Source organism: Glutamicibacter sp. AOP12-B1-11, assembly GCF_052379245.1.
GTDB lineage: Bacteria > Actinomycetota > Actinomycetes > Actinomycetales > Micrococcaceae > Glutamicibacter.
Window position 1 is genome coordinate 46277 of record NZ_JBQSYL010000019.1, and the last position, 25955, is coordinate 72231.

Here is a 25955-nt window from a genome sequence, read left to right on the forward strand (position 1 = left end):
AGGAAAAATCTTGAAAACCCTCACTAGCCAGCAGTCATCCCGTACGCATCTCGCGCGAATTTCGGCCGCCATTCTCGTGGCATTCTTCGCGGTGTTCAGCAGCGTTAGCGCCGCTTCGGCCCACGACCAATTGATCTCCTCGGATCCAGCCAGCGGTTCGACAGTGACCGAATCACCGGAACAGATCGTCCTGGAATTCTCCGGAGTTCTGCAGCAGCTTGCTGGAGCGGAAACCAGCGTGGTGGCCTTGAGCTCCGAGGACGGGACAAAGATCGCCAGCGAAGCCACGACCAAGGGCACCAACGTCACAGTGGTACCAGAAGCGAATCTGAGCTCGGGAACTTACACATTGACCTACCGTGTTGCCTCCTCTGACGGTCATCCAATCGAGGACAGCATCTCCTTCACCGTGGACGTGGCAGCGGAAGCCCGCGAGTCCGCTAGCGCCTCAGCGAACAACGCGCCGGTTGAATCGGAACCAGCAGACCAGCAGCCTGAGCCGATCCAGGAACTTGGCTCACAGGTGAACCCGATTATTTGGGTCGTGATTGGCGTGGTTATCCTCGGTGCTGCCATTGCGGTACTGGTGAAATTCACTCGCCAGAATAAGTAGGCCGTAGCGCCCCACGCGCAACAGCATCCTCCCTTATGAGATCTTCGCAAGGCGACGTGAGCCAGATTAATACAGGCTGACCTATCGCGCGCATTTGCGCGCCCGATTCGCCGGCCCTGCTGGATCAGCCTTGCGAGCTAGCGAAAGCTGACACACCAATGAAGTATTTCAAGCTCACCGCCGCTCTTGCCGCGGCCACCACGCTACTGTTGACCGGCTGCGCCCAAGAACCTTCGGCGGTAGCACCACAAAGCTCCACCGACCAGATGCAGGGTACCCAGGCAGAAGATCTGCGCACGAACGAGACCTGGGCTAAAGCCGCCGAGCATGGAATGAGCGCCGCGTTCGGCGAATTGCGCAATGAAGGCGCATCAACGCTGGAACTTGAATCTGTCACCGATAAAACTCACGGCACGGTGATCGAAATCCATGACACGCAGGGCCAAGGAGCCGAAGCGCGGATGGCGCAGCACGAAGGTGCATTGCTCATCAAGCCAGCCGAAGAAGTTGTTTTGACTCCCGGCGGCACGCACTTCATGTACATGGATCTGAAGACCGAGCTGGTGGCTTCGCAAACCTCGACGCTGCAACTGAACTTTAGCGACGGTTCCAGCGCTGAAGTGCAGTTCCCGATACGCAACTTCAGCGGCGCCAACGAAAGCTATCACGGGTCGCCCGAAGAGCATGCTGATCACGAGGGCCACTAGATGGCAGCGGCTAATGTCCAACCGACTAGGCGCGTAGTACTCGGTGGTTCGGCCGCCGCGGCCATTGGCGGCGTCTTTGCGGGCTTCGGAGCTGGGCGCGCTACCGCCGCCGAGAACGGTGGTGCCGCGCCAAAGGCAACCACGGCTGCGCACAACCCGCGATTCCAACCTTTCCACGGCAAATATCAAGCGGGTATCCTCACCGAACCGCAGGCTCATGCGGAATTCCTCGGATTCAACGTGCATTTTGAAGATCTGGCTCGCTCCGAAGGGATCGAAAGGATTCGTTCGATCCTCAAAATGCTGTCCACGGATGCCCAGAGGCTGATGTCCGGTAGGGGAGTGCTTGCGGATACCGAACCGGAAATGTCGCATGCGGCATCCGATTTGACCGTGACGGTGGGAGTCGGCCAAGGCATCTTGGACGTTCTCGGGTATAAATCCGCGTTCTTGGGAAAGCTTCCGGCATTCGCGGGAGAGAAACTCGACGCGCGCTATGGCCAGAGCGATTTGATCATTCAATGCTGTGCTCAAGATCCGACCGTGCTGCACCATGCGGTACGTGCGCTGCGTAAGAATCTACGTGGAATTACCGAACCCGCCTTTGCCCAAAGCGGTTTCCTGCACGCGGCTCACCCCGTACGCCAGGGTCCGGGATTCCGAAACCTGTTCGGGCAACTCGACGGGATCAACAATCCCACCGGGGAGGCGCGCGAATTAGCGGTGTTTGGCGATGCCCAGGAGCCGAGTTGGATCGCTGGCGGCACCACCTTGGTGCTTCGCCGCATCGAAATGAATCTGGACAAGTGGGACGAGGTGGATCGGGCCGGACGCGACTTCGCCTTGGGCCGACGGCAAAGCGACGGCTCCCCGCTGTCCGGGACGAAGCCAACGGATCCGGTGGATCTGCAAGCGGTCGACGGTCTGGGGCTGCCTGCTATTGCCGCTCATGCCCATGTCGCCAGGGCGAAACCGGAAACGGCTGATGAGGTACTGTGGCGCCGCGGCTATAACTACCACGAGACCCAGAGCTCGGGGTTGTTATTCGCTTCGTACCAGCGCGATCCGAGGAGCAGTTTTGTGCCGGTCCAACGCCGCCTGGCGCAAGTGGATGCGCTCAACGAATGGATCACACACGCGGGCTCGGCGTTGTACGCGATCCTCCCAGGGGTCGCGGAAGGCAAATATTTGGGGGAAGAACTATTCTCCCAAAATAAGCAGTAGGAGCGTTACCAAGCGGTGAGGCGGTGTGAGATGCACCGCCTCACCGGCCTAAAACCACTACCCGATTCAAAGCCGGGTAAATGCAAGTGAGATGATGGAGAGGTTATGGCCACTCAAACTCCAAAGCCACCGGCGACCAGGTCGGCACCGCAGCAACCCTCCATATCGCGATATCTGCTACCGGCAATCCCGGTTATGGCGCTGGTCTTCCTCGGCGCGGCGCTATTCACCGGAATCGCCGCTCCCAGCCAGCTCGCAGACCCCGGGGCTTTCGTGCGTTGGGCGTTGCCCATCTCCCGAGCGATCCACCACAGCTCCATGGCAATCACCATCGCTGCGCTGATCTTTGCCGCGGTCATACTTCCCCGCAGCACCAAGATCCGGCGCCCCAGCGTCGACGACGCGCGCGTAGAGGTGGGCCAGAGCCATCCGGCTTTCAACCGCGCCATGAACATTGCCGCCGGCGCCGGTGTGGTGTGGACCCTCGCGGCAGCTACCGTGCTGCTGCTGACCTTCTGGGACCTGGCCGGTGTCCCGATGAACCTCGACGCGAGCTATACCGCGGCAATTCTTGACTACATTCTGCAGTTGGCCACCGGCCGGGCCTGGGCTTGGATGATCGTCATTGCTGCGATCACTAGTTCTCTGGCCCTGGCCATCCGTTCCCACACCGGGGTGGGACTGGCCGCGGTGTTTTCGCTATTCGGCATTGTCCCCATGGCATTTATCGGCCACGCTGCCGGCGGAGATGACCACTACGGCGCGGTGAATTCCATTGCCCTGCACCTGTTGGCCGTGGTCATCTGGTTCGGCGGCATCGTGGTGCTGGCCTTGCTTTCGCCGACGCTGACTTCCGCGGCCCCCGGACGCTTCGAATCCCGTCCGGTGCTTGCCGGGCTGGTGCTCAAGCGTTTCTCCGCCTTGGCAACCGTCGCCATTGTCTTGATGGTGGGATCCGGTCTGGCCTCTGCAACGATCCGCATCACCGAGCTGGACCAATGGCTTTCGAGCTACGGGCTAGTGGTGATCGCCAAGGTGGTCCTGACTCTGGCGCTGGGTTTCCTAGGCTTCATGCACCGCCGCCACGTCATTCCGCAACTGCTGGCCGGGAAACTCACGACACTCAATGCGGCTTGGCGTGTGGTGCTGGCCGAACTCATCCTGATGGGCGCCACGATGTCGCTGGCTACGGTGCTGGCACGGACCGCGCCGCCCACCGATGACCAGCCCCCGGTGGAGGCCACCCCCGCGCGTCTGCTGACCGGCTATGAACTTCCGGCGCCGCCGACCACTGCCAGCTGGTTCACCGTCTGGCGCCTGGATTGGCTGTGGGTTGCGGTGTGCTTCTTCCTGCTGGCCTTCTACCTCTGGGCGTTTATCATCCTGCGTCGACGCGGAGATAAGCCAAGCTTCCCGCGGCTCTTCAGCTGGATCATCGGCTTGGTGGTGCTGTTCTACATCACCAGTGGTGCGCTGGCCGTCTATGGCAAGGTGCAGTTCTCGGTCCATATGGTCGACCACATGTCGCTGACCATGATTGCGCCGATCTTCTTGGTGCTCGGAACCCCGATCACCCTGGCCCTGCAGGTGCTTGGCTCACGAACCGATGGAACGCGTGGACCACGCGAATGGATCTTGTGGGCGGTGCACTCGAAGTATTCGGCTGTGGTTACCCATCCGATCTTCGCCGCGGTGATGTTCGCCGGATCGATTGTCGTTTTCTATTTCACCCCGATCCTGGAAATCGCGATGAAGTACCACGCGGGGCACGAACTGATGAACGTGCATTTCCTGCTCACCGGCTATATCTTCGCGCTGTCGCTGGTCGATGCGGACCCGATCCCTAAACGCTACCCGTACCCGATGCGACTGATCGTGCTCCTAGCCACCGTCGCCTTCCACGCCTTCTTCGGGGTGGCGCTGATGGGCAACGAAAACCTGTTGGCTCCGGACTGGTACGGCAATATGGGGCGCACCTGGGGCGGCACCGCGATGGAGGATCAAGTGGTGGGCGCCGGGGCGATGTGGGCCATTGGAGAGGTGCCAACCTTGGTTTTGGCCATGCTCGTGGTGGTTTCCTGGCTGCGCCAAGATAAGAAGGACACCAAGCGATATGACCGCCAGGCTGACCGTGATGGGGATGCCGAGCTGGCAGCCTACAACGAGATGTTTGCGAAGATGAAGCAGCAAGATACAAAGGGAGAATATCGTGGCCGCTAAGGTATGGAAGCTGACCGCCGGAATGCTGGCCGGGGCACTGCTGTTTTCCTCCTGCTCGGCCCAAGAAGCTGGCACTGAAATGCCTGATGACCTCACGCACCAAAAGGCCACCGAGCCACCGAGCGAATCGGCCAAGGATCCAGCGCCATCAGGCTCCGCGGAAGCCGAACTGACTAAGGCGCAGGTGGTTGCCTCCACCGGTGCGGTGATGGCAGCGACCCTGGGTTTCCCCAACTCACGTCAGATTACCGCGGAGGAGCTCGAAGGCCTCGCGGTTGCCCCGACCGACACGCTGAAGGGTGTGGTCGTGCTGCCCGCGCAGTGCTCGGAACCGGTCGAAGAGCTGAATTGGTCCCCGGCGCAGCTGGGTACCGAGGTTGCGCGCACCGACTTCACCAATGAGGCGCAGAACATTGCCGGTTCCATCGAAGTCGCCGAGGTGAAAAACCGCGAGAAGCTCGAGGATCACTACCGCACCGTGTTGGAGATCCGCACCGAATGCAAGAGCGTGAAGCTCAACGGACCGGAATACACCGAGACGCTGAAGTTCTCCAGCCCCGGAATATCCGAGGTCGAGTCTCAGTTGTACTACACACGCACCGGAGATTCCGCGAACGCCCGCGAATCGCTGGTGTTATTGCAGAGCAAGGGAGACTATGTGGTGATGGTTTCATTCATGTCCACCGCTTCGCTGGCCGAGCAAGAGTTCAACGACGTAGCCAAGACCATCATGGACACCGCAATCGCTCAGCTCTAAACGGCTTAGCATCGCTTCATACTGTTCTGCGGTGCAGGGCTAGTGGCAGATAATTGAAATCTCACTGTCGCATCTAGATAGTGAAGTCGCCTTGAAAGGACAATCATGAGTGCAACTTCCGACTCGGTACGCGCAAACTACAAGGTCAGGGCCAGCGAACTGGTGGGCCGCAACTGGCTGAATACCGGCGGTGAACAACTGAATCTCGAGGCCCTGCGCGGTAAGATTGTCCTTCTGGATTTTTGGACCTTCTGCTGCATCAACTGCCTGCATGTGCTGGATGAACTGCGTCCGTTGGAAGCGGAGTACTCCGATGTCTTAGTCACCGTAGGCGTGCACTCGCCAAAATTCGAGCACGAGGCAGACCCGGAGGCGCTCGCCGCCGCCGTGGAACGCTACGAAATCCACCACCCGGTGCTTGACGATCCAGAGCTTGTCACCTGGCAGGCCTACGGCGCTCGCGCCTGGCCGACGCTGGTGGTGCTCGATCCCGAAGGCTACATCGTGGCGCACCTTTCCGGCGAGGGCCATGCTCAGGGGCTGGGCTCCCTGGTCGACGAACTCGTGGCAGAGCATGAGGCCAAGGGAACCCTGCACCGCGGCGACGGACCCTACGTGGCGCCCGAGGCCCGCGAAGGGGATCTGCGCTTCCCGGGCAAGGCAATCGCCTTGGAGAACGGGAACTTCCTGGTCGGCGATTCCGGCCACCACCGCCTCGTGGAGCTGGGCAATGACCTGAGCACCGTGGTGCGCACCATCGGTGCAGGGGTCAAGGGCTATGCCGATGGCGACGCGGATACCGCACAGTTCAACGAGCTGCAGGGCCTGACCATACTGCCGACGGAACTTGCCGCGAAGGTCGGCTACGACGTGATCGTCGCAGATACCGTCAACCACCGGCTGCGCTCGGTCAAGTTGAGCACCGGGGCGGTCGGAACCGTGGCAGGCAATGGAGTGCAGCGCCTCCTGGACGCGGAGAACGCCCGCCAAGAACAGCAGCCAACCGAGCTTGGCACCGACGCGTTGAACATCTCGCTGTCCTCGCCCTGGGACGTGCTCTACCACCCTTCGGGCAAGGTCATCATCGCAATGGCCGGCACGCACCAGATCTTCTCCTTCGACCCGGTCACCAGCGCGGTTAATGTCTTTGCCGGCAGCGGCCTGGAAGGCCTGGCCGACGGCAAGCCGCTCGAAGCGTGGTTTGCCCAGTCCTCGGGTTTGAGCCTGGACACCAATGACGATGTGTGGATCGCCGACTCTGAGACCAGCGCCCTGCGCCGGTTGGAAATCGACGCGCAGGGCAATGCGGTCGCGGTGCACACCGCGATTGGCGCGGGACTCTTCGACTTCGGTTTCCGCGATGGCGAAGCCGAGCAGGCTCGCCTGCAGCACCCGCTGGGCGTGACCGCATTGCCAGATGGTTCAATCGCGGTGGCCGACTCCTACAATGGTGCGGTGCGCCGGTTCGACCCGGTGACCGGTATGGTTTCGACCTTGGCCAAGGGGCTGAAGGAACCTGCAGACGTGTTGCTGGACGATTCAGTCGATGGGGCCCCGGTGCTGCTGGTTGTGGAGACCAACACCCACCAGCTGATCCGTATCCCGGTTCCTGCCGAGGCACTAGTGGTGGACGAGGGTGCGAGCCAGACCCAGCGTCCGAAGACCAAGGTGCAGTCCGGCAACCACGAGATCCTGGTGCGTTTCGCCGCACCGAAGGGCCAGAAGCTCGATGACCGCTGGGGCGACCCGACACAGCTGAAGATCTCGGCCAGCCCCGAGGAACTGATCCTCGAAGGTTCCGGTACCTCGGTGGGGCTGACGCGTACCTTGGTGCTGAACCCTGAAATCACCGACGGCGTCCTGCATATCACCGCACGCGCGGCGGCCTGCGATGGCGAGCCAGGCGGCGAGATCCCAGATCATGCCGCGTGCCACCTGTACCAGCAGGATTGGGGCATCCCGGTAGAACTCGATGCCGGCGGCGACAACGAATTATTGCTTGATCTGCGTGGCGTGAACTAGCAGTCCCGCACTCAGCTCGGGGCGCACCAAGTACGACTTGGTGCGCCCCGAGTATTTAAGTGACAGGAAATTGAGGAAACCTCACCAATTTTGCGTTGCCCGGTCGCTAGACTGGATGCCGACGGGAGGAGCCGAAACATCTGGTGTTCGGCTAATTAATTCGTGGCAAATAGGATGTTCCGGGCACTGGAAGTGCCGAACTATCGTTTATGGGTTATCGGTGCGCTCGTTTCAAATATCGGAACCTGGATGCAACGCGTGGCCCAAGACTGGCTGGTGCTCACCGAGCTGACAGATCATGACGGGGTGGCCACCGGCATCACCACCGGCCTGCAGTTCCTGCCCATCTTGCTCCTCGGCCCCTACGCCGGCCTGGTTGCCGATCGGTATGACAAACGCAAGGTCCTGCTCGCAACCCAGACCTTTATGGGCCTCTGCGCGCTGGTGCTGGGCACCTTGGTCATCACCGGAACGGTTCAGCTGTGGCATGTCTATGTCCTTGCCACCCTGCTAGGCATCGGATCGGCCTTTGACGCCCCCGCCCGTCAGGCATTCGTCTCCGAGATTGTGCCCGGCACTCATCTGACAAACGCGGTGGCGTTGAACAGCGCCAACTTCAACCTTGCCAGGCTCGCGGGACCTGGAATTGCCGGTGCGGTGATCGCCTTGGTCGGGACCGGCCCGGCCTTCCTGCTCAACGGTTTGTCCTTCCTGGCGGTGTTGTTCTCGCTGAGCACCATGAAAGTCTCCGAACTGAGCCAGTCCAAACCTGTGGCGCGCGCCAAGGGGCAGGTGCGTGAGGGATTCAGCTACGTTAAAAACCGCAAGGACCTGCTGCTGATCTTTGCCATGGCATTTGTCATTGGCACCTTCGGGCTGAACTTCCAGATGACCAACGCGATGATGGCCGCCGAAGTGTTTGGGGTGGGCGCCGCAGAATACGGAATCCTGGGCAGCATCATGGCGGTCGGCACCTTTGCCGGCGCCTTGCTGGCGGCACGTCGCTCGAGGCCACGCTGGCGATTCGTGATCGGTGGCGGCATCGCCTTCGGTGCGACCGCATTGCTCTCGGCGTTCATGCCGCACTATCTGCTCTTCGCGGCGAGCCTGGTCCTCGTCGGGCTGAGCGCGCTGACCTTCCTCAACAGCTGCAACACCATGGTGCAGACCTCTGTCTCGCCACAGTACCGGGCCAGAGTTCTGGCGCTTTATCTGATGGTGGTGCAAGGCGGAACACCCTTGGGCGCGCCGCTGGTGGGCTGGCTCGCCGAGCTGCTGGGGGTGCGCGCAGCGGTGGCATTCGGCGCGGTGCTTTCGCTGCTGGTCAGCGTAGTGGCCCTGCTGGTTTGGCAGCGCTTTCGTCCCGATGCGGTGCCATTGCGTACCCAGTTCAGAGAACTCGTACCGGTTCGCAAACGACGAGGCTAAGCCGGGCTTATTCCTCGGTGCCTGCTACCGGAACCACGCTGACTTCGGAGGTGCTGGTGGTCAGCTGCGCGGTGAAGGAGAACTGCTCATTCACGGTCTTCTTTTCCAGCGTACCGGTACGCAGGTCCTGCTCGGTTAACGACAGTTTTGCCGTCACTTTCAACGGGCTGAGCACCCACGCGCCATTGTAGTAATTGACTTCAATGGTCGGGTATTTCGCGATGGACCATTCGATGGTCTCGGGGTTCACCCGTGAGGGGGTGTGATAGGCGAAGGGGCAGCCCGAAGGCATCAGTACCTGCTGCGCGGCGCATTCATTGAGGTAGGTTCGTACCTTGGAATTGACCTGCGCAATAAACTCCTTGGTCGGCTGCGTCTTCAAGGAAATTTCCACCGGTTCCTTGGCCGGACCGGTCACTACTACTCCACGGGTGTCGGCTTCGAAGTTCTTGGTGCTGAAGCTCGCGTCGGTAATCGAGGGGTAGAACACCGGCAGGGTGCTCACCCCCTTGACCAGAGGGATCTTTTGATCATTGACGGCAACCTCGTTGACGGTATTGGCCTTGACCCGAACGGTAGGGAGCATCACCGGTTCAAAGGACCACTGGTCGAAGAACAGCCAGGACTTGCCGGTGCGGCGCAGCGTATAGGTGGATTCTTGTTCGACACCGTCGGCCTTGTACGTGGCGGTGACCGTATGCAAATCCGGGTCGTTCTCGGAAGAATCGGCCTTCTGCGCGTCGAATTCCGTAATCCCCGCTTGGGTGCGTTTGAGCACCTCGCCGTCGAGTGCTACGGCGTCGCCCTGGGGGACTTGGGCACCCATCAGGCCAAGCGCCTCGGCGCCTTCACCGGCAAGCAGATGCTTGTGCAACGACTCGACCGCATGCTCTGCTGAGAACAGCGTGCGGTTGGCAACAAGGGCGCTAGTTACCGCCAGTGCAACGATGATGATGGCCGCAGTTGCCCAGCGCAGGGCAAGGCGCGGCACGGAGATACGAGATTTCATTATTAATCAGGCTAGCGGGTTTCCGTTCAGAGGTTGTAACTCAACGTCGGCGTCGTCGGCGTTTTGTGCCGAACATGCCGCGGAGCATTTCGCGCCCCACCATCTTCGCCGCGTCCATCGCGAAGTCCATCAGCGGGTTGACTTGATTGTTTGAAGAATCGTTGGAGCGTTGTGGGGGCGCGGAGGATGACGACGGTGATTTTGTACGTGACGAAGACGGCGGCGTGGATTCAACCGGTGGCTGTTCGGACGGGCTCTGCGAACTGGGCGGTACCGAAGTGGGCTTGCCAAGAATTGAATCCGCGATCCGGCGTGCTTCGGCATCGACATCTTGCGCATCCGAAGTACCGGAGTCCGGCGCCGCAGCCGGTGTTGCCGGCTCTGTGGCCGCCGGTTGGCCATTGAGCATCTCCATGGCCGAATGCCTATCGACCGCCGTGGCGTATTTTGCTGCCAGCTCAGAAGTCTCGATCAGCGAAGCCTGAGTTTCCGGGGACGGTGGACCAATGTGTGAGCCCGGCGAGGTGAGCTTGGTCCAAGCCACCGGCGTCGGCGCACCGCGCTCATTGAGCACGGTAATGACCGCTTCGCCAACCCCGGCTTGGGTGAGAGCCTGGCGCAGGTCCAGAGGACCAGCAGGGAAGGTCTTGATAATTGCCTTGAGTGCTTCGCCGTCCTTAGGCGTGAAGACGCGTACCGCATGCTGTATCCGGTTGCCGAGCTGGCCGAGCACCTCGTCGGGCAGGTCCGCGGGCGATTGCGTGACGAAGAACAGCCCAACACCCTTGGAGCGAATGAGGCGAACGGTCGAAATGATCGCATCGACGAATGCCTTGGAAGCGTCTTTGAACAGCAGGTGCGCCTCGTCGAGGAAGAAGACGAGCTTTGGCTTGTCCAGATCGCCGGCTTCTGGCAAGTCATCAAAGAGGTCGGCAAGCAACCACATCATAAATGTGGAGAACAGCAACGGTTGGCGATTCAGTGAGGGCAGTTCCAGGCAGCTGATGATGCCGTTCCCGGCCTCGTCGAAACGTAAAAAGTCGTCGGTATCAAATTCGGGCTGGCCGAAGAATTTATCTAGGCCTTGTGACTGCATGATGGTCAGTCCGCGCAAGATGACTGCGGCCGTTGCGGCAGGAACTCCGCCGAGACCTTCGAGATCCTGCTTGCCTTCATCGGAGAGCAAGAAATTAAAGACCGCTTTGAGATCCTTGAGATCATCCATGGGCAGCTCACGCTGGTCGGCGTAGTGGAAAACCAGCTGGAGGCATTCCTCCTGCGTCTCGTTGAGTTCCAAAACGCGTGCAAGCAAGATCGGGCCGAAAGAATCAATGGTGGCACGTACCGAAAGCCCGTCGGTGCCCTCGCCGAGGGTCAAGAATTCCACCGGGTTCGCTCGTGCGGTGAACTCGTGGCCGATACCCGAGAGGCGTGCGGTGAGTTTGTCGCTGGGCTCTCCCTGCTGGGCCAGGCCGCCCAGGTCGCCCTTGATATCCGCCAAGAAGACCGGCACGCCCTGAGCGCTGAGCTGCTCTGCCATCACCTGCAAGGTGACGGTCTTGCCGGTGCCCGTGGCACCGGCAATGATGCCATGTCGGTTGAGCATTCTTAAGGGAACACGAACTTGAGCCTCAGGCTCCGGCGTTCCAGCGACAATTGCCGCGCCAAGCTCCAGGCATGTGCCGTCAAAGGCGTAACCAGCCCGAAGCTGCGCGATGATCTCCTGCGAGGTACTTTCAACCATGCACATAGCCTACGCATCGCGTGGCGCTATCGGGAGAACGGCACGTAAAAATTCGTAGAAGACTTAGAAGGGATGCAAAAGCCGCTGCATAAAAGCCTTGGTGCGATGATGCGATGGATTACCGAGAACCTGGGCGGCGGACCCGTGCTCGACCACAACTCCACCATCCATGAACACCACGGTATCGGCCACGTCACGGGCAAAAGCCAGCTCGTGGGTGACTAGCACCATTGACCATCCCTCCTGCGCCAACTCCTTGATCACGGTCAGCACCTCGCCGACAAGTTCCGGATCCAGGGCACTGGTTGGCTCGTCAAAAAGCAACAGATCCGGCTGCAGCATCAGCGCCCGCACGATGCCCACACGTTGCTGCTGACCGCCGGAGAGCGAAGAAGGATAAGCCGCGGCCTTCTGCGAAAGGCCGACCCGCTCCAGCAATTCATTGGCTTTAGCCATCACCTCTTCGCGGGGCCGGCGCTGCACCTGCAAGGGGCCAATGGTCACATTTTGCAGCACCGTGAGATGGGGGAACAAATGGTGACCTTGAAAAACCATCGCTGAGCGATCGCGGAGCACCTGGGCCTTCTTAGGTGAAAGCCCAGGTGCAAAGCGCACCTCGGGGCCACCGGCAAAAGCTACGACTCCTTGATCCGGATTTTCCAAGCCGTTTAAGCAACGCAGTGCGGTAGTTTTACCCGAACCAGACGGTCCAATGAGTGCTACAACTTCACCGGAATGCACGGTAAAATCTATGCCGCGCAAAACCTGATTGCTGCCAAATGCCTTGTGCAGCCCGGTGACGTTGAGCAAGGGGGTGGGGTTCCTAGGCGACATACTTTTCAAGCCTGCTTTCCATGCGGTCCTGGATTGCCGAAAGGATCAGGCAAATGACCCAATAGATGGCTGCCGCTTCGAGGTATAGCAGCATGAATTCATAGGTGGTAGCGGCGATTTCCTGGGCACGCCGGAACATCTCGGTCACCAGAATCATCGATGCCAACGACGTGTCTTTAACCAGCGAAATGAAGGTGTTCGACAGCGGCGGTACTGCCACACGCGTCGCCTGCGGCAAGATGAGCCGATACAGGGTGCGCGTGCGGGACATCCCAATGGTGTAACCGGCCTCCCACTGCCCACCAGGCACCGACAGGATTGCGGCGCGGATGATTTCCGCGGCATAGCCTCCGACGTTGAGGGTGAACGCCAAAATAGCCGAAGGCCAAGGATCAATGGTGACTCCCAAGGAGGGCAAGCCATAGAAGATCACGAACAATTGGACCAATAACGGGGTGCCGCGGATGATCGAAATATAACCACGGGCAATTCCGGAGACCAGCTTGTTCGAGCTGATCCGCATCAGCGCGACCATCAACGCCAACGCCAGGCCCAGGCTGAAACTGATCAAGGTCAGGGGAATGGTGGCCATTAATGCGCCGCTGACCATCGGCCACAGCGAATCCAAGGCTAGCTGCCAGAGTGAATCCATTTGTTATCTTCCCGTCCTAGACAGCGGACACTGGCCCAAAGTGGGTCCTTGGGCCAGCTTACGTGTCGAGGTGCGACGATCGAGGCTAGTTACTTGGTGATGTCTTCGCCGAAGTACTTTTCGGAGATCTTGGTGAGGGTCCCGTCAGCCGACAATTCCTCCAATGCGGTGTTGATGGCATCGCGAAGTTCGGTCTGGTCCTTCTTCAAGGCGACGACGGTCTCGGACTTCTCTTCGGACTCGGCAGCGATCTTGATGCTGTCATCCGGGTTGGTCGTCTGCGAATCCAGGAAGGTGAGTTTGTCGTTGACCGTGGCATCAACGCGGCCCTGCTTGAGCAGCGTGACGGCCTGGGCCCAGCCCTCGACCGCCTGGATCTTGGCGCCCGCATCCTTGGCATCATCGTGGAAGCTACTGGTCAGCGACTGCGCAGTGGTTTTACCGTCCAGCGAATCGAAGGAAGTGATGTCGGTGTTCTCGCTTTTGGTGACGATGACACCGCTGGAGAAGTTGTATGGCTCGGAAAGCAGGTATTTCTCAACCCGTTCCGGGGTTACGTTGACCTGGTTGGCGATGACGTCAAATCGTCCGGCTTCCAGGCCGGCGAAAATGCCATCCCATTGGGTTTCTTGGAACTCGACCTCTACGCCGAGCTGATCGCCGACTGCCTCAATAACTTCGACATCAAAACCGGTCAGCTGATCGCCTTCGTGGAAGGAGAAGGGACGGTAGGTGCCTTCGGTGCCCACGGTCAGCACGCCGCTGTCTTTCACATGCTGCAGCAGGTTTTCATCCGCGGCGGGGGAGCTGGCGGAGTCTGTACTTGAGGCACCGCATGCACTCAGTGCCAGTGCGAGTACTGCCGTAATTGCCAGAAGGGGAGCTGTGCGCTTCATGATGACCTAACATTTCGAGGTGACGAGGTGTTCTCTACCCAGATCAACGGTGCTGACTTACCGGGTATTCCGTAAGATTTCCGTGAATAAACCTATGAAGCAACTGACATGTCATATATCTTCTTCTGGGAATCGATCATCCGTCGCCGAATCTTCCGCTAAAGCCCGAGGAGCAATGCCAGAATCATCATCATGGGGACGGCGCAGATAGTGGTGATTAACACCGTATCCTTGGCGACCGTCACACCACGCTCGTAGCGTTGCGCGGTGACGAAAATATTCTGTGCGGTGGGTAGCCCGGCCATAATGACCGCCGCGACCAGCATCCCACCGGAAAGGCCAAAGAGGTAGGCGGCGGCCAGCCACGCGAGCAGCGGCTGCAAGAATAGCTTCGCAACCGAACCCAGCAATACATCTGCCCGGCGTCCGGACTTCTTTTCCAAGGGTTTGGAGCCGACCAGGGAGATGCCGAATGCCATCAGCATGGCCGGAATCGACGCACCAGAAATTAGTTCGATAGGTGCCAATACCAATTCGGGAACCTCGAATCCAGTCAGCGCCACCACCAGTCCCAGCATCGAACCGATAATCATCGGATTCTTCGCGGTGGCAACCACCAAGGCTATCGGGGTAGTGCGATGTGTGCTGGTCGTAGCATCTAGCATGGCCAGATTGATCGGCTGGTAGAGGGCCAACTGAAACAGGATGATGGGCGCCGCATGAGACACGTCGCCAAGCACGTACAAGGCGATGGGCAGGCCAAGATTCGCGGAGTTCACCGTGGAGGCCGACATGGCCGCCACGATTCGTTCGGCCGGCTCGCGTTTGAGCCACTTATAGGTCACCAGATGGTAAGCCAGAGCCGTCAAACCGGCAGAGATCGCGGCAACCCACATCAGCGGCCCCAGTACGGCCACCGGTTCTGACTCGGCCAAGGTGACAAACAACAGCGCCGGACTGGCGACGAAAAACGTCAGGCGGCTCAGCACATGGCGTCCCTGTTCGCCCAGCACTCCGGTGCGACCCACCAGGTAACCCACCAAGATCACTATCCAGATGATTGAGAATCCTGACAGCACACCGGTCATGGAAACTCCTCGGTTCGATAAGGCGCGGGATGCCAACGCAAAACGTCGAGACACCTGAGGTGTCCCGACGTTCGGCCTAATGCGAGCGGGCGACGGGAATCGAACCCGCGTATCGAGCTTGGGAAGCTAGCGCTCTACCATTGAGCTACGCCCGCAATGCTCCGGGCGGCCTATTGGCGGCCCGGGCGAAGTCCAGCTTATCCTACGAAAACGCAGGTCAGAAATCTGCGAACCAAGATGTCCGAATTTTGACCCGAACTTACTCGGCCCGTTTTTCCTTGAGCAGTTCCTCCTTCAGGATGGCCACTCCATCCGCTGGAACTTCAAAGCTCAGCTCATCTCCCGGATTCACCACGAAACCGGTTCCTTCCAGCGCGCGCACAATTGTGGCACCCTGAACCTTAACTCCATAGGGGGCCATGTCGATGTAGGAGCCAGGGATACGATCCAAACCGGTAAACAGCGCGACCATTGCGGCCCCAGCCGGGTTGGTGAGCAGCATCGGCTGAGCGTTCTTGTTCTCCTCGGTCACCTCCTCGCGTGAGAGGAAGTAAACCTCGGCGGTCATGAAAGCGCTGATCACGGATCCGGAAAGTTCGGGTTTGTTAAGTCCGGCCTGCAACATCATCTCGAAGTGCGTTTTGGGACGTTCACGTTCCTTGTCCATTGGCGTTTCGACGACCATATTCGGCTGGTCGTCGGGATTGCGTCCGTCCCGCGGGGCGTTGCTGTTATCGGAGCTCATGTACTCAAGCATGTCGCGCCAAACCCGCAGGTGCAAACGCCGAATGAGGAAAATCGGCGCAAAGGCCTAAAATAGTTGAAGAGCAATCATCATCATTTCCAAGGACTGAGCATGCCTGAATTTCGCTATGAAGATCTTCTGCCAATTGGCGAGGATCAGACCCCATACCGCAAGATTTCCTCCGAGGGCGTCAAAGTTGTCGCCGGACCGGATGGCAAGAACTTCCTGCAGGTAGCCCCCGAGGCACTGGAACAGCTGGCCGAAACCGCACTGCACGATATCTCGCACTACCTGCGTCCGGCCCACCTGCAGCAGCTGCGCAACATCCTCGACGATGACGATGCCAGCCCGAACGACAAGTTCGTGGCACTGGATCTGCTGAAGAACGCAAATATCGCCGCCGGCGGCATCCTGCCCATGTGCCAGGACACCGGAACGGCAATCGTCATGGGTAAGCGCGGCCAGCGTGTGCTGACCGAAGAGCAGGACGAGATTTCGCTATCGCGCGGCATCTACAACGCGTACACCCGGCTGAACCTGCGCTACTCGCAGCTCGCCCCGATCACCACCTGGGAAGAGAAGGCCACCGGCAACAACCTGCCCGCGCAGATTGACCTGTACGCAGACACCAAGGCCTGCCACGACACCGACTACAAGTTCCTGTTCATGGCCAAGGGCGGCGGCTCCGCCAACAAGTCCTTCCTGTACCAGGAGACCAAGGCGATCCTCAACGAGAATGCGATGCTGCGGTTCTTGGATGAGAAGTTGCGTTCGCTGGGAACGGCCGCTTGCCCGCCGTACCACCTGTCCATCGTCATCGGTGGAACCAGCGCCGAGATGGCCTTGAAGACCGCCAAATACGGGTCGGCCAAATACCTTGATTCGCTGCCCACCGAGGGTGCCATGACCGGACGCGGATTCCGCGATACGGAGCTTGAAGACAAGGTGCTGGAGCTGACCCGCCACTTCGGCATCGGCGCCCAGTTCGGCGGCAAGTACTTCTGCCACGACGTGCGCGTGGTGCGCCTGCCACGCCACGGTGCCTCGCTGCCGGTGGCTATCGCGGTATCCTGCTCCGCCGACCGCCAGATGATGGCGAAGGTCACCGCCGACGGACTGTTCGTCGAGCAGCTGGAAACCGATCCGGCGCGCTTCATGCCAGATGAGAACCACCCGGCGATCGCCGCGCACGACGACGAAACCGCTGGGGTCTCCGGCACCGGCGGATCCTCCGTGGTCAAAATCGACCTGAACAAGCCCATGGATGAGATCCTGGCCGAACTGTCCAAATACCCGGTCAAGACCCGACTGTCGCTGAACGGTCCGCTGGTCGTGGCTCGCGATATCGCGCACGCCAAGATCAAGGAACGGCTGGACGCCGGCGAAGAGATGCCGCAGTACCTGAAGGACCACCCGGTCTACTACGCGGGTCCGGCGAAGACTCCCGAGGGCATGCCCTCGGGTTCCTTCGGCCCAACGACCGCCGGTCGCATGGACTCCTACGTGGATCAGTTCCAGGCAGCCGGCGGCTCGATGGTCATGCTGGCCAAGGGCAACCGCTCCGGCCAGGTCACCGAGGCCTGCAACACCCACGGCGGGTTCTACCTCGGTTCGATCGGCGGCCCGGCCGCCCGCTTGGCGCAGGACTGCATCAAGAAGGTCGAGGTCGTCGAATATGAGGAGCTTGGCATGGAAGCTATCTGGAAGATCGACGTCGAAGATTTCCCGGCGTTCATCGTTGTCGATGACAAGGGCAATGACTTCTTTGAAGCGACCATGAAGCCGACCTTCACCGGCATTCCGGTTCGCGCCAAGTAGTACGCGAACGTGGCTTAAATGCTTGGGGGCTCACCGAATGGTGAGCCCCCAAGCATTTAACATATGGATATTGAACTACTTTTCGGTGAAACCGAAACCCCAGTCGCGATACGGGGGAAGGAAACGAAGCACCAGCAGGTCGTCGTCCTTGACCGGACCTGATTCGTCCTTCTTCTTGGAAGCCGGCGGAGCGGAATCTTCTTCGACGGTTGCCGCGTTTTCCACGGTTTTCTCGCCAGCCTCTTCGCTTGCCGCTGCTTTCGCGTCGTGCAGGAATTCGTGATACTCCTCGAAGGTTTCGGCCTTCGATTCCTTCATGGCCGCGGCGTGCTCCTTGCCGATATAACGCACATGCCATGGCTCGTACTTATAGCCGGTGATCTCTTCCATGCCTTCCGGATAGCGAATGATCAATCCGTAGTCCACCGCATGCTCGGCAACCCACATGCCGGCGTTCGTTAGGCCGAAAGATTCTTTGAGATCGGTGCTGCCGCCGATGCTTCCAACATCTGCGGCCAAGCCAAGCTGGTGCTCGCTGGTTCCTGGGCGTGCAGAAATGCGTTCGGCATAGGCCGTACCGTATTTGGCCTGGTACTGGTTGAAGAGCACCGCTTGGCGTCCATAGGATCGGTAGGCGCTCAAAAGCTTGATGGGGTGACCGGACTTGCGTGCCCCGGCAATCAAAGCCTCAACGGCCTCGGCCGCTTCGGGGCGCAGCTTATGGGAAGTTCCCGCGACATCCACCAGCTTCTTTGGCGTGTAATCGGCAGGGGAGAGCTGGGTGTCGGGATTGATCAACGCGAGGAAGCTTGCGGCATCGGTAAACTCTCCAGCCTCGACTACTGGCAGCGCTTCGGGAGCCGCATGAGCTGCCACGCTGCCAGAGAGCACAACAACGCCCGCCAAAACGGCACTAGTGACTGCTGAAGCCAAGCGCATGAAACGTACCTTCTGTTGTGGATCGGCGAATGGGACACAAGTCCCTAGACCACGATAGCCTCAAATCCTCTATAAACTATGGGAATTTGAGCAGAACCACATGTTTCGATGTCACCGGGTTCACCCGGTGCACAGCACAGTGTCCGCGAGAATGACCGGTAGCATCAAGGAGACGAATCAAGAGTCTTGCTTCGCGCATAAGATCCGCACCTAGCCCCAATCATGCAAGGAACTCGATCTAGTTGAATAAGAACGAACTCAAGGCCGATGGGTTCACCGGTTTTCGGCCCTTTAAGGCGCTGGAGACGAACCGTGTGCCACAGCGTCAGGGCATCTTTGCGGTCTTGCGCCCCGCGGATTTCGAACCGCGTTTCCTGGCGCGCAGCGGCGCCGGAATATTCAAGAAGAAAAACCCTTCGCTGCCGATTGAAGACTTGAAAGCCCGCTGGGTCCAGGAGGCGGACATCTTGTATATCGGAAAGGCCAGCCCGGGCAGCCAAGGAAATCGTGGCCTCCGCATACAACTTAAAGAGATCATCGATTTTGGGGCGGGCAAACCCCCGGGGCACTGGGACAGCCGTTTGCTCTGGCAACTTGCGGGCTCCGGGAAGCTCATCATTGCCTGGAAGGAACTACCAGCCGAAGACCTGAACCAGGCTCTGGCCAACTATCAAGCGAAGTTCCTTGCGCACTATGGCCAGCTACCCTACGCGAATATCGTTCAAACGCGCGCCTAGGGTGAGCGATTCAGCAGATTCGGGAATAGTTTGCCCTAAAAACGCTACTTTTTGGGTTTCCTACTGCGACTTACAGCGATGAACAGGATAAATTTAGTTACGTGTTGTATTCAGATCGTGATATTCGTCGAGAAATTGTATCCGGTGAAATTGGCTTAGAGCCGTTTGACCCTGAGATGGTGCAGCCCGCATCGGTTGATGTGCGCTTGGACAGATTCTTTAGGCTCTTTGATAATCACAAGTACGCTCATATCGATCCGGAACAGGATCAGAATGAGCTGACCCGGCTTGTTGAGGTCGCCCCGGACGAACCCTTCATCTTGCACCCGGGAGAATTCGTGCTGGGATCCACCTATGAGGCGGTGACTCTTGGCCATGGAGTTGCTGCGCGGCTCGAAGGCAAGAGCTCCTTGGGTCGCCTGGGTCTGCTGACGCACTCAACCGCGGGATTTATCGATCCGGGTTTCTCCGGTCACGTAACCCTGGAGCTGTCGAATATGGCAACACTGCCGATCAAGCTTTGGCCGGGATCGAAGATCGGGCAGCTGTGCTTCTTCAAGCTGACTTCGGATACCGAACACCCCTACGGCTCGGGTCCATACGGTAATCGCTACCAGGGGCAGCGCGGGCCGACCGCTTCACGTAGCCACCTGAATTTCCACCGCACCACTATCGAAGAATAAGTCCCGAGTTCCCCGCGCGCTGTTCTAGGGCAGGCTGCCCGGATAGGCCTTCGAGGTGTGGTTGCTCCTTAGCGCTAAGGAGCAACCACACCATCGCCATTTAAAGCATCATGGCGCTTCCGCCGAGCCAAGAGCCGATGGCGAAGGTGACGACCAATGCCGTGGCCCCACCGATCAGCACGCGCAGCGTTGGGCGTAGCACCGGTGCGCCACCGAGCTTGGCACCTAAGATGCCGGTGACCGCCAGCGCGAGCAACACCGCGGCAAAGGTCACCGGAATCTTCAGTGGCCCAGGCAGCAGGACGGCGGTGGCAAAAGGCAGGACCGCACCGCTGAGGCGATGGCCGCGTGCCACGGACTGAGCACCTCATCCGGATCAAGATTCAATTCGGCATCCAAATGGGCTCTGAGCACATCGTGCTCGGTCAGCTCAACGGCAACCTGTGCCGCGGTGCGGGCGCTCAGCCCCTTGTCCCGGTAGAGCTGGGTCAGCTCTTCGAGCTCGGCTTGGGGCGTGTCGCGCAGTTCGGCCTGCTCCTTCTCGATCAGCGCCCGCTGAGAATCTGCGGCGCTGGCGACCGACACATATTCACCGAGAGCCATGGAGATGGCTCCACCAATCACGGCTGCGGCGCCGGCGGTGAGGATCGGAGCGTTGGCGGTCGTGGCACCGGCAACACCGACGACCACGGCGGCAACCGAAACGATTCCATCATTTGCCCCGAGGACTCCCGCGCGTAACCAATTGAGCCGTTCGGCCACCCCCGAATCATGCGGCTCGACACCGTGCTCGGTATTTTCTGCGTTCATGAGCGACAGTCAATCACTAGTGCACCGGGCTTAGCCAGCAGGAGAAGATTTACGGCATTCGCGTTTCTAGCTGCCCGGTGTTTTGTGAGGCGAGCGGATCGGCAGCAGCAACAACAGGCCTAGCAGAAGCACCACTAAAATTCCCAGGATTCCATAACGTTGTGCCTGACCGCTCTCCACCAAGGGGGTGGCAAGGGCAATGGACAGTCCAAAAAGCGTCGGAGCGAGGAAGGAGACCGCACGTCCGGTGGTCGCATAGAGGCCGAAAAGTTCGCCCTCGCGCCCTTCGGGGATCATCCGGGACAGGTAGGAGCGCGAGGCCGACTGGGCCGGTCCCACGAATAGGGTGAGCAGCAGTCCGAAGATCCAGAATCCTGAGGCACCGGGGGAGAAGAACACCCCGGCCCCGGCAATCAGCAAGCCAATGAGCGAACCGGTGATTACCGCCTTCGGTCCAATCACGTCATCGAGGCGACCGCCTATTACCGCGCCGAGCGCGGCGACCATATTGCCCACAATTGCGAAGATGATGACCTCGGTGAGCGTAAAACCGAAGGTTCCGGCGGCAATCACGCCGCCGAAGGTAAAGATCGCGCTGAGCCCATCGCGGAAAACGGCCGAGGAGCCTAGGAAGAAGAGCAGATTGCGGTCTTCATGCCACAGACCCACGATGCGGCCCCACAACACCTTGTAGGACTGCGACAACGGAATCTTCGTCGACACCGTCGAGGTGCTTTCGGGAATGACGAAGAATAGCGGCAGCGCAAAGATCAGGCACCACAGTGCGCTGAACACCGCGACCCACCGCAAGTTCAGCGAGTCGGCGGTATTCGCTCCGGGCCAGTCGACGATTGGCTGGACGAATCCGAAGAGCACCAGGGCCAGCGCCAGAATTCCGCCGACATACCCCATGCCCCAGCCGAAGCCGGAGACCTTGCCAACTGTGGCGCGCGTGGAAATCTGGTTCAGGACCGCGTTGTAGTTCACCCCGGCGAATTCAGAGAACAGCGACAAGGCCGCAATGATCCCGACACCAAAGAGCAGGTAGTTCGGATCGGGGTAAACGAAGAAGCCGGCGGCGCAGACCAGCACAAGCAGCAAGGTATTAACGATGATCCAGAGTTTGCGCCGCCCGGCGGCGTCCGCCCGGAGCCCGGTCACCGGAACAAGCAAGGCGATCAACAAGCCTGCGATGGATAGGGCTTGCGAGAGGACCAGCGATGAATGGTCGGTATCACCGAAAAGTTCACTGGTCAGATACACGGTGAACACGAAGGTGATCATCACTGCGTTGATCGCCGCCTGGCCCCAATCCCAACTTGCCCAAGCCCAGGTGTACTTATTGAGCCACTTGCCACCGTGTTGGTCTACCACCGGTTCAATATTCGATCCCATGTGGGCATCGTACAGGTTTGCGGTGATCAGAAAATGAATTAGCACATGCATATGCCAGTGTCGGAATTCATCATGTTGTTCTCCGGTGGCGCAATTGCTCCCCGAAGCGCTCAACAGTGCATAAAATCCCCTCTGGACTGATAAAATTGCGTAGCGGACATTTTCTGTTCGTCGGACTCTGGCCCCTTGTTCAGTCGACAGAGGAGACATGTGTTAATAATTCTCATTGCACTCTTTGCAACGGCGGCGTTGTCCCCAATGCTGTTCCGGGCGCTCAAAAGAAACGCCTTCTATGTAGTGGCAATTGTTCCTGCAGTGGGTTTTATTTGGCTCATCACACGCATGCCGGCCGTCCTGGCAGCAGACCAGACCTTGTCATCCGGGGCCCCGAACGCGCCACCTTCTTTGAGCATCGACTGGATCCCGGGCCTGAATATCGGGCTGAACTTCCGCATGGATGCGCTAGCCGCAAGCCTGCTGCTGTTGATCCTCGGCGTTGGCGCACTCGTGCTGATCTACTGCGGACGCTATTTCAAGAACGATGACCCGCAAATCGGTGGCTTCGCCGCCAAGATGGTCGCCTTCGCCGGCGCCATGACCGGCCTGGTGACCGCCGACGACGTCATCATCATGTTCATCTTCTGGGAAATCACCTCGGTGCTTTCCTACCTGCTCATCGGCTTCAGCCAGCACCTGATCACCGCGCGACGCTCGGCAATGAACGCGCTGATCGTAACCACCTTCGGTGGATTGGCCATGCTCGCCGGGCTGCTGATGATTGGCGCTCAAACCGGCAGCTACCGGCTCTCCGAGTGGATCGCGCAGTCCGAACAGCTGGTCTCCACCGGAATGTTCGTTGACATGGCCATCGCCTTGATCCTGCTCGGAGCCATCTCCAAATCCGCGCTGGTTCCCTTCCACTTCTGGCTGCCCGGAGCGATGGCCGCACCGACCCCGGTTTCCGCCTATCTTCACGCCGCGGCCATGGTCAAGGCCGGGGTATACCTCATCGCCCGACTGGCCCCGGGCTTTTCCGAAACTGCTTTTTGGGTGCCGCTCACCGTAGGCATTGGCGTGCTGACCATGCTGATCGGCGGTTACCGCGCGCTGAAACAGTATGACCTGAAACTGATCCTTGCCTTCGGCACCGTCTCGCAGCTTGGCTTCATCATTGCGATCTTCGGCTTCGGCACCGCCGAAGCCGCCTTCGCCGCGCTGGCATTGACGCTGGCACATGGCTTGTTCAAGGCCACCTTGTTCCTCACCGTGGGCATCATCGACCACAACACCGGTACCCGTGATATCCGCAAGCTCTCCGGACTGCGGCGCAGCATGCCGATCCTGGCGCTGATCGCCGCTATCGCCGTCGCGTCGATGGCGGGGATCCCGCCATTGTTCGGATTCGTCGCCAAGGAGGCGGTCTACGAGGCCGCCTTGCACCTGGACACCGGCTGGGGGACGTTCGCGCTGATCGGGCTGGTTCTGGGCGCCGCGCTGACCATGGCCTATTCCTTGCGCTTCCTCATCGGGGCCTTCGGCGTGAAACCGAAGATCGCCGGCGAGACCACGTATAAGCGTCCCTCGCTGATCTTCCTGAGCCCCCTGCTGGTGTTGACCTTGTGCACCCTGGCGCTGGGCCTCTACCCGAAATTCATCGAACCGCTGATCGCCCACTGGTCGCTCCTGCAGGGCGGACCGGGGCAGATGCATCTAATGCTTTTCGCCGGGTTCAACCCGGCCTTGGGACTGAGCGCCATCTCGGTGGCCATCGGTATTTTGTTCTTCTGGCTGCGCAAGCGCACCGATACCGGAGCGCCGTTGCGGCGCAGCGTGATTTCCGCCGAGGAAATCTACCGCGGGAGCATCAACGTGCTGGACCGTGTCGCCATTTGGACCACCGGTCGTACCCAGCGTGGTTCGCTGTCCTTCTACCTGGGCGTGATCCTCATGGTCGTGCTCATCTTGCCGCTGTCCATCGCGCTGACCGTCGAAACTCCGTGGCCCACCAACTGGGTCATCGCCGATCATCCGGCCCAGCTGGTCATCGGCGCGATCATCATCACCGGTTGCGTGATCGCGATCGTGGCGCCGAAGCGTTTCATGGCGGTGCTGATGGTCTCTGTGACCGGCTACGGGATGGTTGCCATCTTCGCGCTGCAGGGCGCCCCGGATCTGGCGCTCACCCAGCTTTTGGTGGAAACCATCGTGCTGGTCTCCTTCGTGCTGGCGCTGCGCGCCCTGCCCAAACGCCTCTGGGTTGGCCTGACCGAGATCAATTGGGGCCGCGCGGTGCTCGCCATCGCGCTGGCGATCATGGTGGTGTATATCGCTATCGCGATGATGGCCGCACGCACCGAAGCCCCGATCTCGCTGGCCTACCCGGATCTGGCTTACTACGAGGGCTTCGGCGAGAACATCGTGAACGTGACGCTGGTGGACATCCGCGTCTGGGATACCTTCGGCGAGATCACCGTGCTGGCGGCTGCGGCCACGGGCGTGGCCTCGCTGATCTTCGCCGGCCGGAGCTTCGGGCAGCGCGTGCGCGCCCATCATGTAGCACCGGGAAGCATCGACCGCGGCTCCGAAGCCATGGGCGACCAGCGGAGCAAGGAAGTTGGGCTGCGCGTGGCCCGGCGTTTCGCCAGCTCCAGCAACCAGGACTGGCTGATGGCCGGCAACACGCTGGTGGCCGAACGGCGTTCGATCATTTTCGAGATTGTCACCCGGCTGGTATTCCACACGGTGTTGCTGCTCAGCGTCTATGCGCTGATCGCCGGGCACAACGCTCCCGGCGGGGGATTCGCCGGCGGGCTGATCGCGGGGCTGGCCTTGACCATCCGCTACCTTGCCGGCGGACGCGTGGAGCTCTCCGAATCGATGCGTGTCGCACCTGGCATGCTGATCGGTGGCGGCTTGGCCCTGGCCGGAATTGCCGGAGTGATTCCGGTGCTTTTCGGCGACCCGATCTTCACCACCTACGTATGGGAATTCTGGCTGCCGGTCTTTGGCGAACATAAGTTCGTCACCTCAACGATTTTCGATATTGGAGTGTATCTGGTGGTCCTTGGCCTCGTACAGGACGTCCTGCGCTCCCTGGGTAGCGAAATCGATGAGCTCTCCGAGGGGCGCTCACCGATCGAACAACACGATGTCACCCACGCCACGGCTTCGGGGGTAGGACGATGAGCGTGAATATTACCTTCCTGGTGATTACCGGCGTGCTGCTGGCCGCCGGATTCTATCTGGTACTGGAACGTACCCTGACCCGCGTGCTGCTTGGCATCATGCTCTTGGGCAACGGGGTGAACCTGCTGATTCTGACCAGCGGCGGACGCCGCGGGGTGGCGCCGCTGTTCGATTCGAGCATTGCCCCGGAGGAGTACTCCGATCCGTTGCCGCAGGCCTTGATCCTCACCGCCATCGTGATCACCTTCGCGGTGACCGCGTTCCTGCTCGCGATGATCTATCGTTCCTGGGCGCTGACCAGCGCCGATGTGGTTGCCGACGATACCGAGGATATTAAGGTTTCGCAGTCCACCGCATATGACGAAGAAGAAGATTCGCCGGTAGCCGAGGACACGACAGAATTCGTCGATGAAGAAGGCCGACCGATTAGAGAAGGGGAAGAGTAACC

At 59.9% G+C, this 25955-nt stretch carries 21 protein-coding genes, 1 tRNA gene and 1 pseudogene; 12 read left to right on the plus strand and 11 right to left on the minus strand.

Annotated elements, in window-relative coordinates:
- Positions 1 to 10: 10 nt before the first annotated feature.
- The 7 genes from ACT3UQ_RS12415 to ACT3UQ_RS12445 all read left to right on the plus strand — a co-directional run bounded on the left by ACT3UQ_RS12415 (position 11) and on the right by ACT3UQ_RS12445 (position 8971).
- Complete coding sequence (locus ACT3UQ_RS12415) at positions 11 to 613, plus strand: copper resistance CopC family protein (protein ID WP_181148206.1); 603 nt, start codon at positions 11 to 13, stop codon at positions 611 to 613.
- Between the two features lie 158 nt (positions 614 to 771).
- Positions 772 to 1320, plus strand: a complete 549-nt coding sequence (locus ACT3UQ_RS12420; protein ID WP_105568685.1) for a copper chaperone PCu(A)C — start codon at positions 772 to 774, stop codon at positions 1318 to 1320.
- Entirely contained in the window at positions 1321 to 2544 is a 1224-nt protein-coding gene (locus tag ACT3UQ_RS12425; protein ID WP_105553293.1) for a Dyp-type peroxidase, read from the plus strand.
- Positions 2545 to 2649: 105 nt separating this feature from the next.
- Positions 2650 to 4764, plus strand: coding sequence for a cytochrome c oxidase assembly protein (locus ACT3UQ_RS12430; protein WP_444637206.1), 2115 nt, complete (start codon positions 2650 to 2652; stop codon positions 4762 to 4764).
- Positions 4754 to 5521 (plus strand): hypothetical protein, encoded by a 768-nt coding sequence (locus tag ACT3UQ_RS12435; protein ID WP_105553291.1) that lies wholly within the window; start codon positions 4754 to 4756, stop codon positions 5519 to 5521. The genes ACT3UQ_RS12430 and ACT3UQ_RS12435 overlap by 11 nt, the downstream gene beginning before the upstream one ends.
- A 105-nt stretch (positions 5522 to 5626) precedes the next feature.
- Positions 5627 to 7543: an NHL domain-containing thioredoxin family protein gene (locus ACT3UQ_RS12440; RefSeq protein WP_444637207.1), complete on the plus strand. Its 1917-nt coding sequence runs from the start codon at positions 5627 to 5629 to the stop codon at positions 7541 to 7543.
- Between the two features lie 162 nt (positions 7544 to 7705).
- Positions 7706 to 8971, plus strand: a complete 1266-nt coding sequence (locus ACT3UQ_RS12445) for an MFS transporter (RefSeq protein WP_374954987.1) — start codon at positions 7706 to 7708, stop codon at positions 8969 to 8971.
- A 7-nt stretch (positions 8972 to 8978) separates the two neighbouring features.
- On the opposite strand, the gene ACT3UQ_RS12450 is transcribed toward ACT3UQ_RS12445, so the two are convergent.
- From ACT3UQ_RS12450 to ACT3UQ_RS12485, 8 genes are all read right to left on the minus strand, one after another.
- Entirely contained in the window at positions 8979 to 9980 is a 1002-nt protein-coding gene (locus ACT3UQ_RS12450) for a hypothetical protein (RefSeq protein ID WP_105650086.1), read from the minus strand.
- A 40-nt stretch (positions 9981 to 10020) separates the two neighbouring features.
- On the minus strand, positions 10021 to 11724 hold the full coding sequence (locus ACT3UQ_RS12455; protein ID WP_444637209.1) for a helicase HerA-like domain-containing protein: 1704 nt from the start codon (positions 11722 to 11724) through the stop codon (positions 10021 to 10023).
- Positions 11725 to 11787: 63 nt separating this feature from the next.
- Positions 11788 to 12558, minus strand: coding sequence for an amino acid ABC transporter ATP-binding protein (locus tag ACT3UQ_RS12460; protein WP_105650085.1), 771 nt, complete (start codon positions 12556 to 12558; stop codon positions 11788 to 11790).
- Complete coding sequence (locus tag ACT3UQ_RS12465; RefSeq protein WP_105553285.1) at positions 12548 to 13210, minus strand: amino acid ABC transporter permease; 663 nt, start codon at positions 13208 to 13210, stop codon at positions 12548 to 12550. The genes ACT3UQ_RS12460 and ACT3UQ_RS12465 overlap by 11 nt, the downstream gene beginning before the upstream one ends.
- An 89-nt stretch (positions 13211 to 13299) precedes the next feature.
- Positions 13300 to 14106, minus strand: a complete 807-nt coding sequence (locus ACT3UQ_RS12470) for an amino acid ABC transporter substrate-binding protein (protein WP_105553284.1) — start codon at positions 14104 to 14106, stop codon at positions 13300 to 13302.
- A gap of 158 nt (positions 14107 to 14264) precedes the next feature.
- Positions 14265 to 15194, minus strand: a complete 930-nt coding sequence (locus ACT3UQ_RS12475) for an AEC family transporter (RefSeq protein WP_105553283.1) — start codon at positions 15192 to 15194, stop codon at positions 14265 to 14267.
- An 84-nt stretch (positions 15195 to 15278) separates the two neighbouring features.
- Positions 15279 to 15349: transfer RNA gene (locus tag ACT3UQ_RS12480), tRNA-Gly, on the minus strand.
- 104 nt (positions 15350 to 15453) lie between these two features.
- Positions 15454 to 15939 (minus strand): SseB family protein, encoded by a 486-nt coding sequence (locus ACT3UQ_RS12485; protein ID WP_181150397.1) that lies wholly within the window; start codon positions 15937 to 15939, stop codon positions 15454 to 15456.
- A 111-nt stretch (positions 15940 to 16050) separates the two neighbouring features.
- On the opposite strand from ACT3UQ_RS12485, the gene ACT3UQ_RS12490 reads away from it, so the two are divergent.
- Positions 16051 to 17757: a fumarate hydratase gene (locus tag ACT3UQ_RS12490; RefSeq protein WP_096283286.1), complete on the plus strand. Its 1707-nt coding sequence runs from the start codon at positions 16051 to 16053 to the stop codon at positions 17755 to 17757.
- Between the two features lie 75 nt (positions 17758 to 17832).
- Here the strand turns inward: ACT3UQ_RS12490 and ACT3UQ_RS12495 are convergent, their stop codons facing one another.
- Positions 17833 to 18696 carry a M15 family metallopeptidase gene (locus ACT3UQ_RS12495; RefSeq protein WP_096283287.1) on the minus strand — a complete coding sequence of 288 codons (864 nt, stop codon included), beginning with the start codon at positions 18694 to 18696 and terminating at the stop codon, positions 17833 to 17835.
- Positions 18697 to 18938: 242 nt separating this feature from the next.
- Here ACT3UQ_RS12495 and ACT3UQ_RS12500 point away from each other — a divergent pair, with 242 nt between their 5' ends.
- Entirely contained in the window at positions 18939 to 19433 is a 495-nt protein-coding gene (locus tag ACT3UQ_RS12500; protein WP_096283288.1) for a hypothetical protein, read from the plus strand.
- Between the two features lie 101 nt (positions 19434 to 19534).
- Positions 19535 to 20116 (plus strand): dCTP deaminase, encoded by a 582-nt coding sequence (gene dcd, locus ACT3UQ_RS12505; protein WP_096283289.1) that lies wholly within the window; start codon positions 19535 to 19537, stop codon positions 20114 to 20116.
- A 100-nt stretch (positions 20117 to 20216) separates the two neighbouring features.
- On the opposite strand, the pseudogene ACT3UQ_RS12510 reads toward dcd, so the two are convergent.
- Both ACT3UQ_RS12510 and ACT3UQ_RS12515 read right to left on the minus strand, forming a co-directional pair.
- Positions 20217 to 20926: pseudogene (locus ACT3UQ_RS12510) on the minus strand (VIT1/CCC1 transporter family protein).
- A gap of 66 nt (positions 20927 to 20992) precedes the next feature.
- On the minus strand, positions 20993 to 22321 hold the full coding sequence (locus tag ACT3UQ_RS12515) for an MFS transporter (protein ID WP_096283536.1): 1329 nt from the start codon (positions 22319 to 22321) through the stop codon (positions 20993 to 20995).
- Between the two features lie 210 nt (positions 22322 to 22531).
- Between ACT3UQ_RS12515 and ACT3UQ_RS12520 the strand changes: the two genes are divergently transcribed.
- Both ACT3UQ_RS12520 and ACT3UQ_RS12525 read left to right on the plus strand, forming a co-directional pair.
- Positions 22532 to 25507 carry a Na+/H+ antiporter subunit A gene (locus ACT3UQ_RS12520; protein WP_444637211.1) on the plus strand — a complete coding sequence of 992 codons (2976 nt, stop codon included), beginning with the start codon at positions 22532 to 22534 and terminating at the stop codon, positions 25505 to 25507.
- Positions 25504 to 25953, plus strand: coding sequence for a Na(+)/H(+) antiporter subunit C (locus ACT3UQ_RS12525; protein ID WP_096283292.1), 450 nt, complete (start codon positions 25504 to 25506; stop codon positions 25951 to 25953). The genes ACT3UQ_RS12520 and ACT3UQ_RS12525 overlap by 4 nt, the downstream gene beginning before the upstream one ends.
- Positions 25954 to 25955 lie beyond the last annotated feature (2 nt).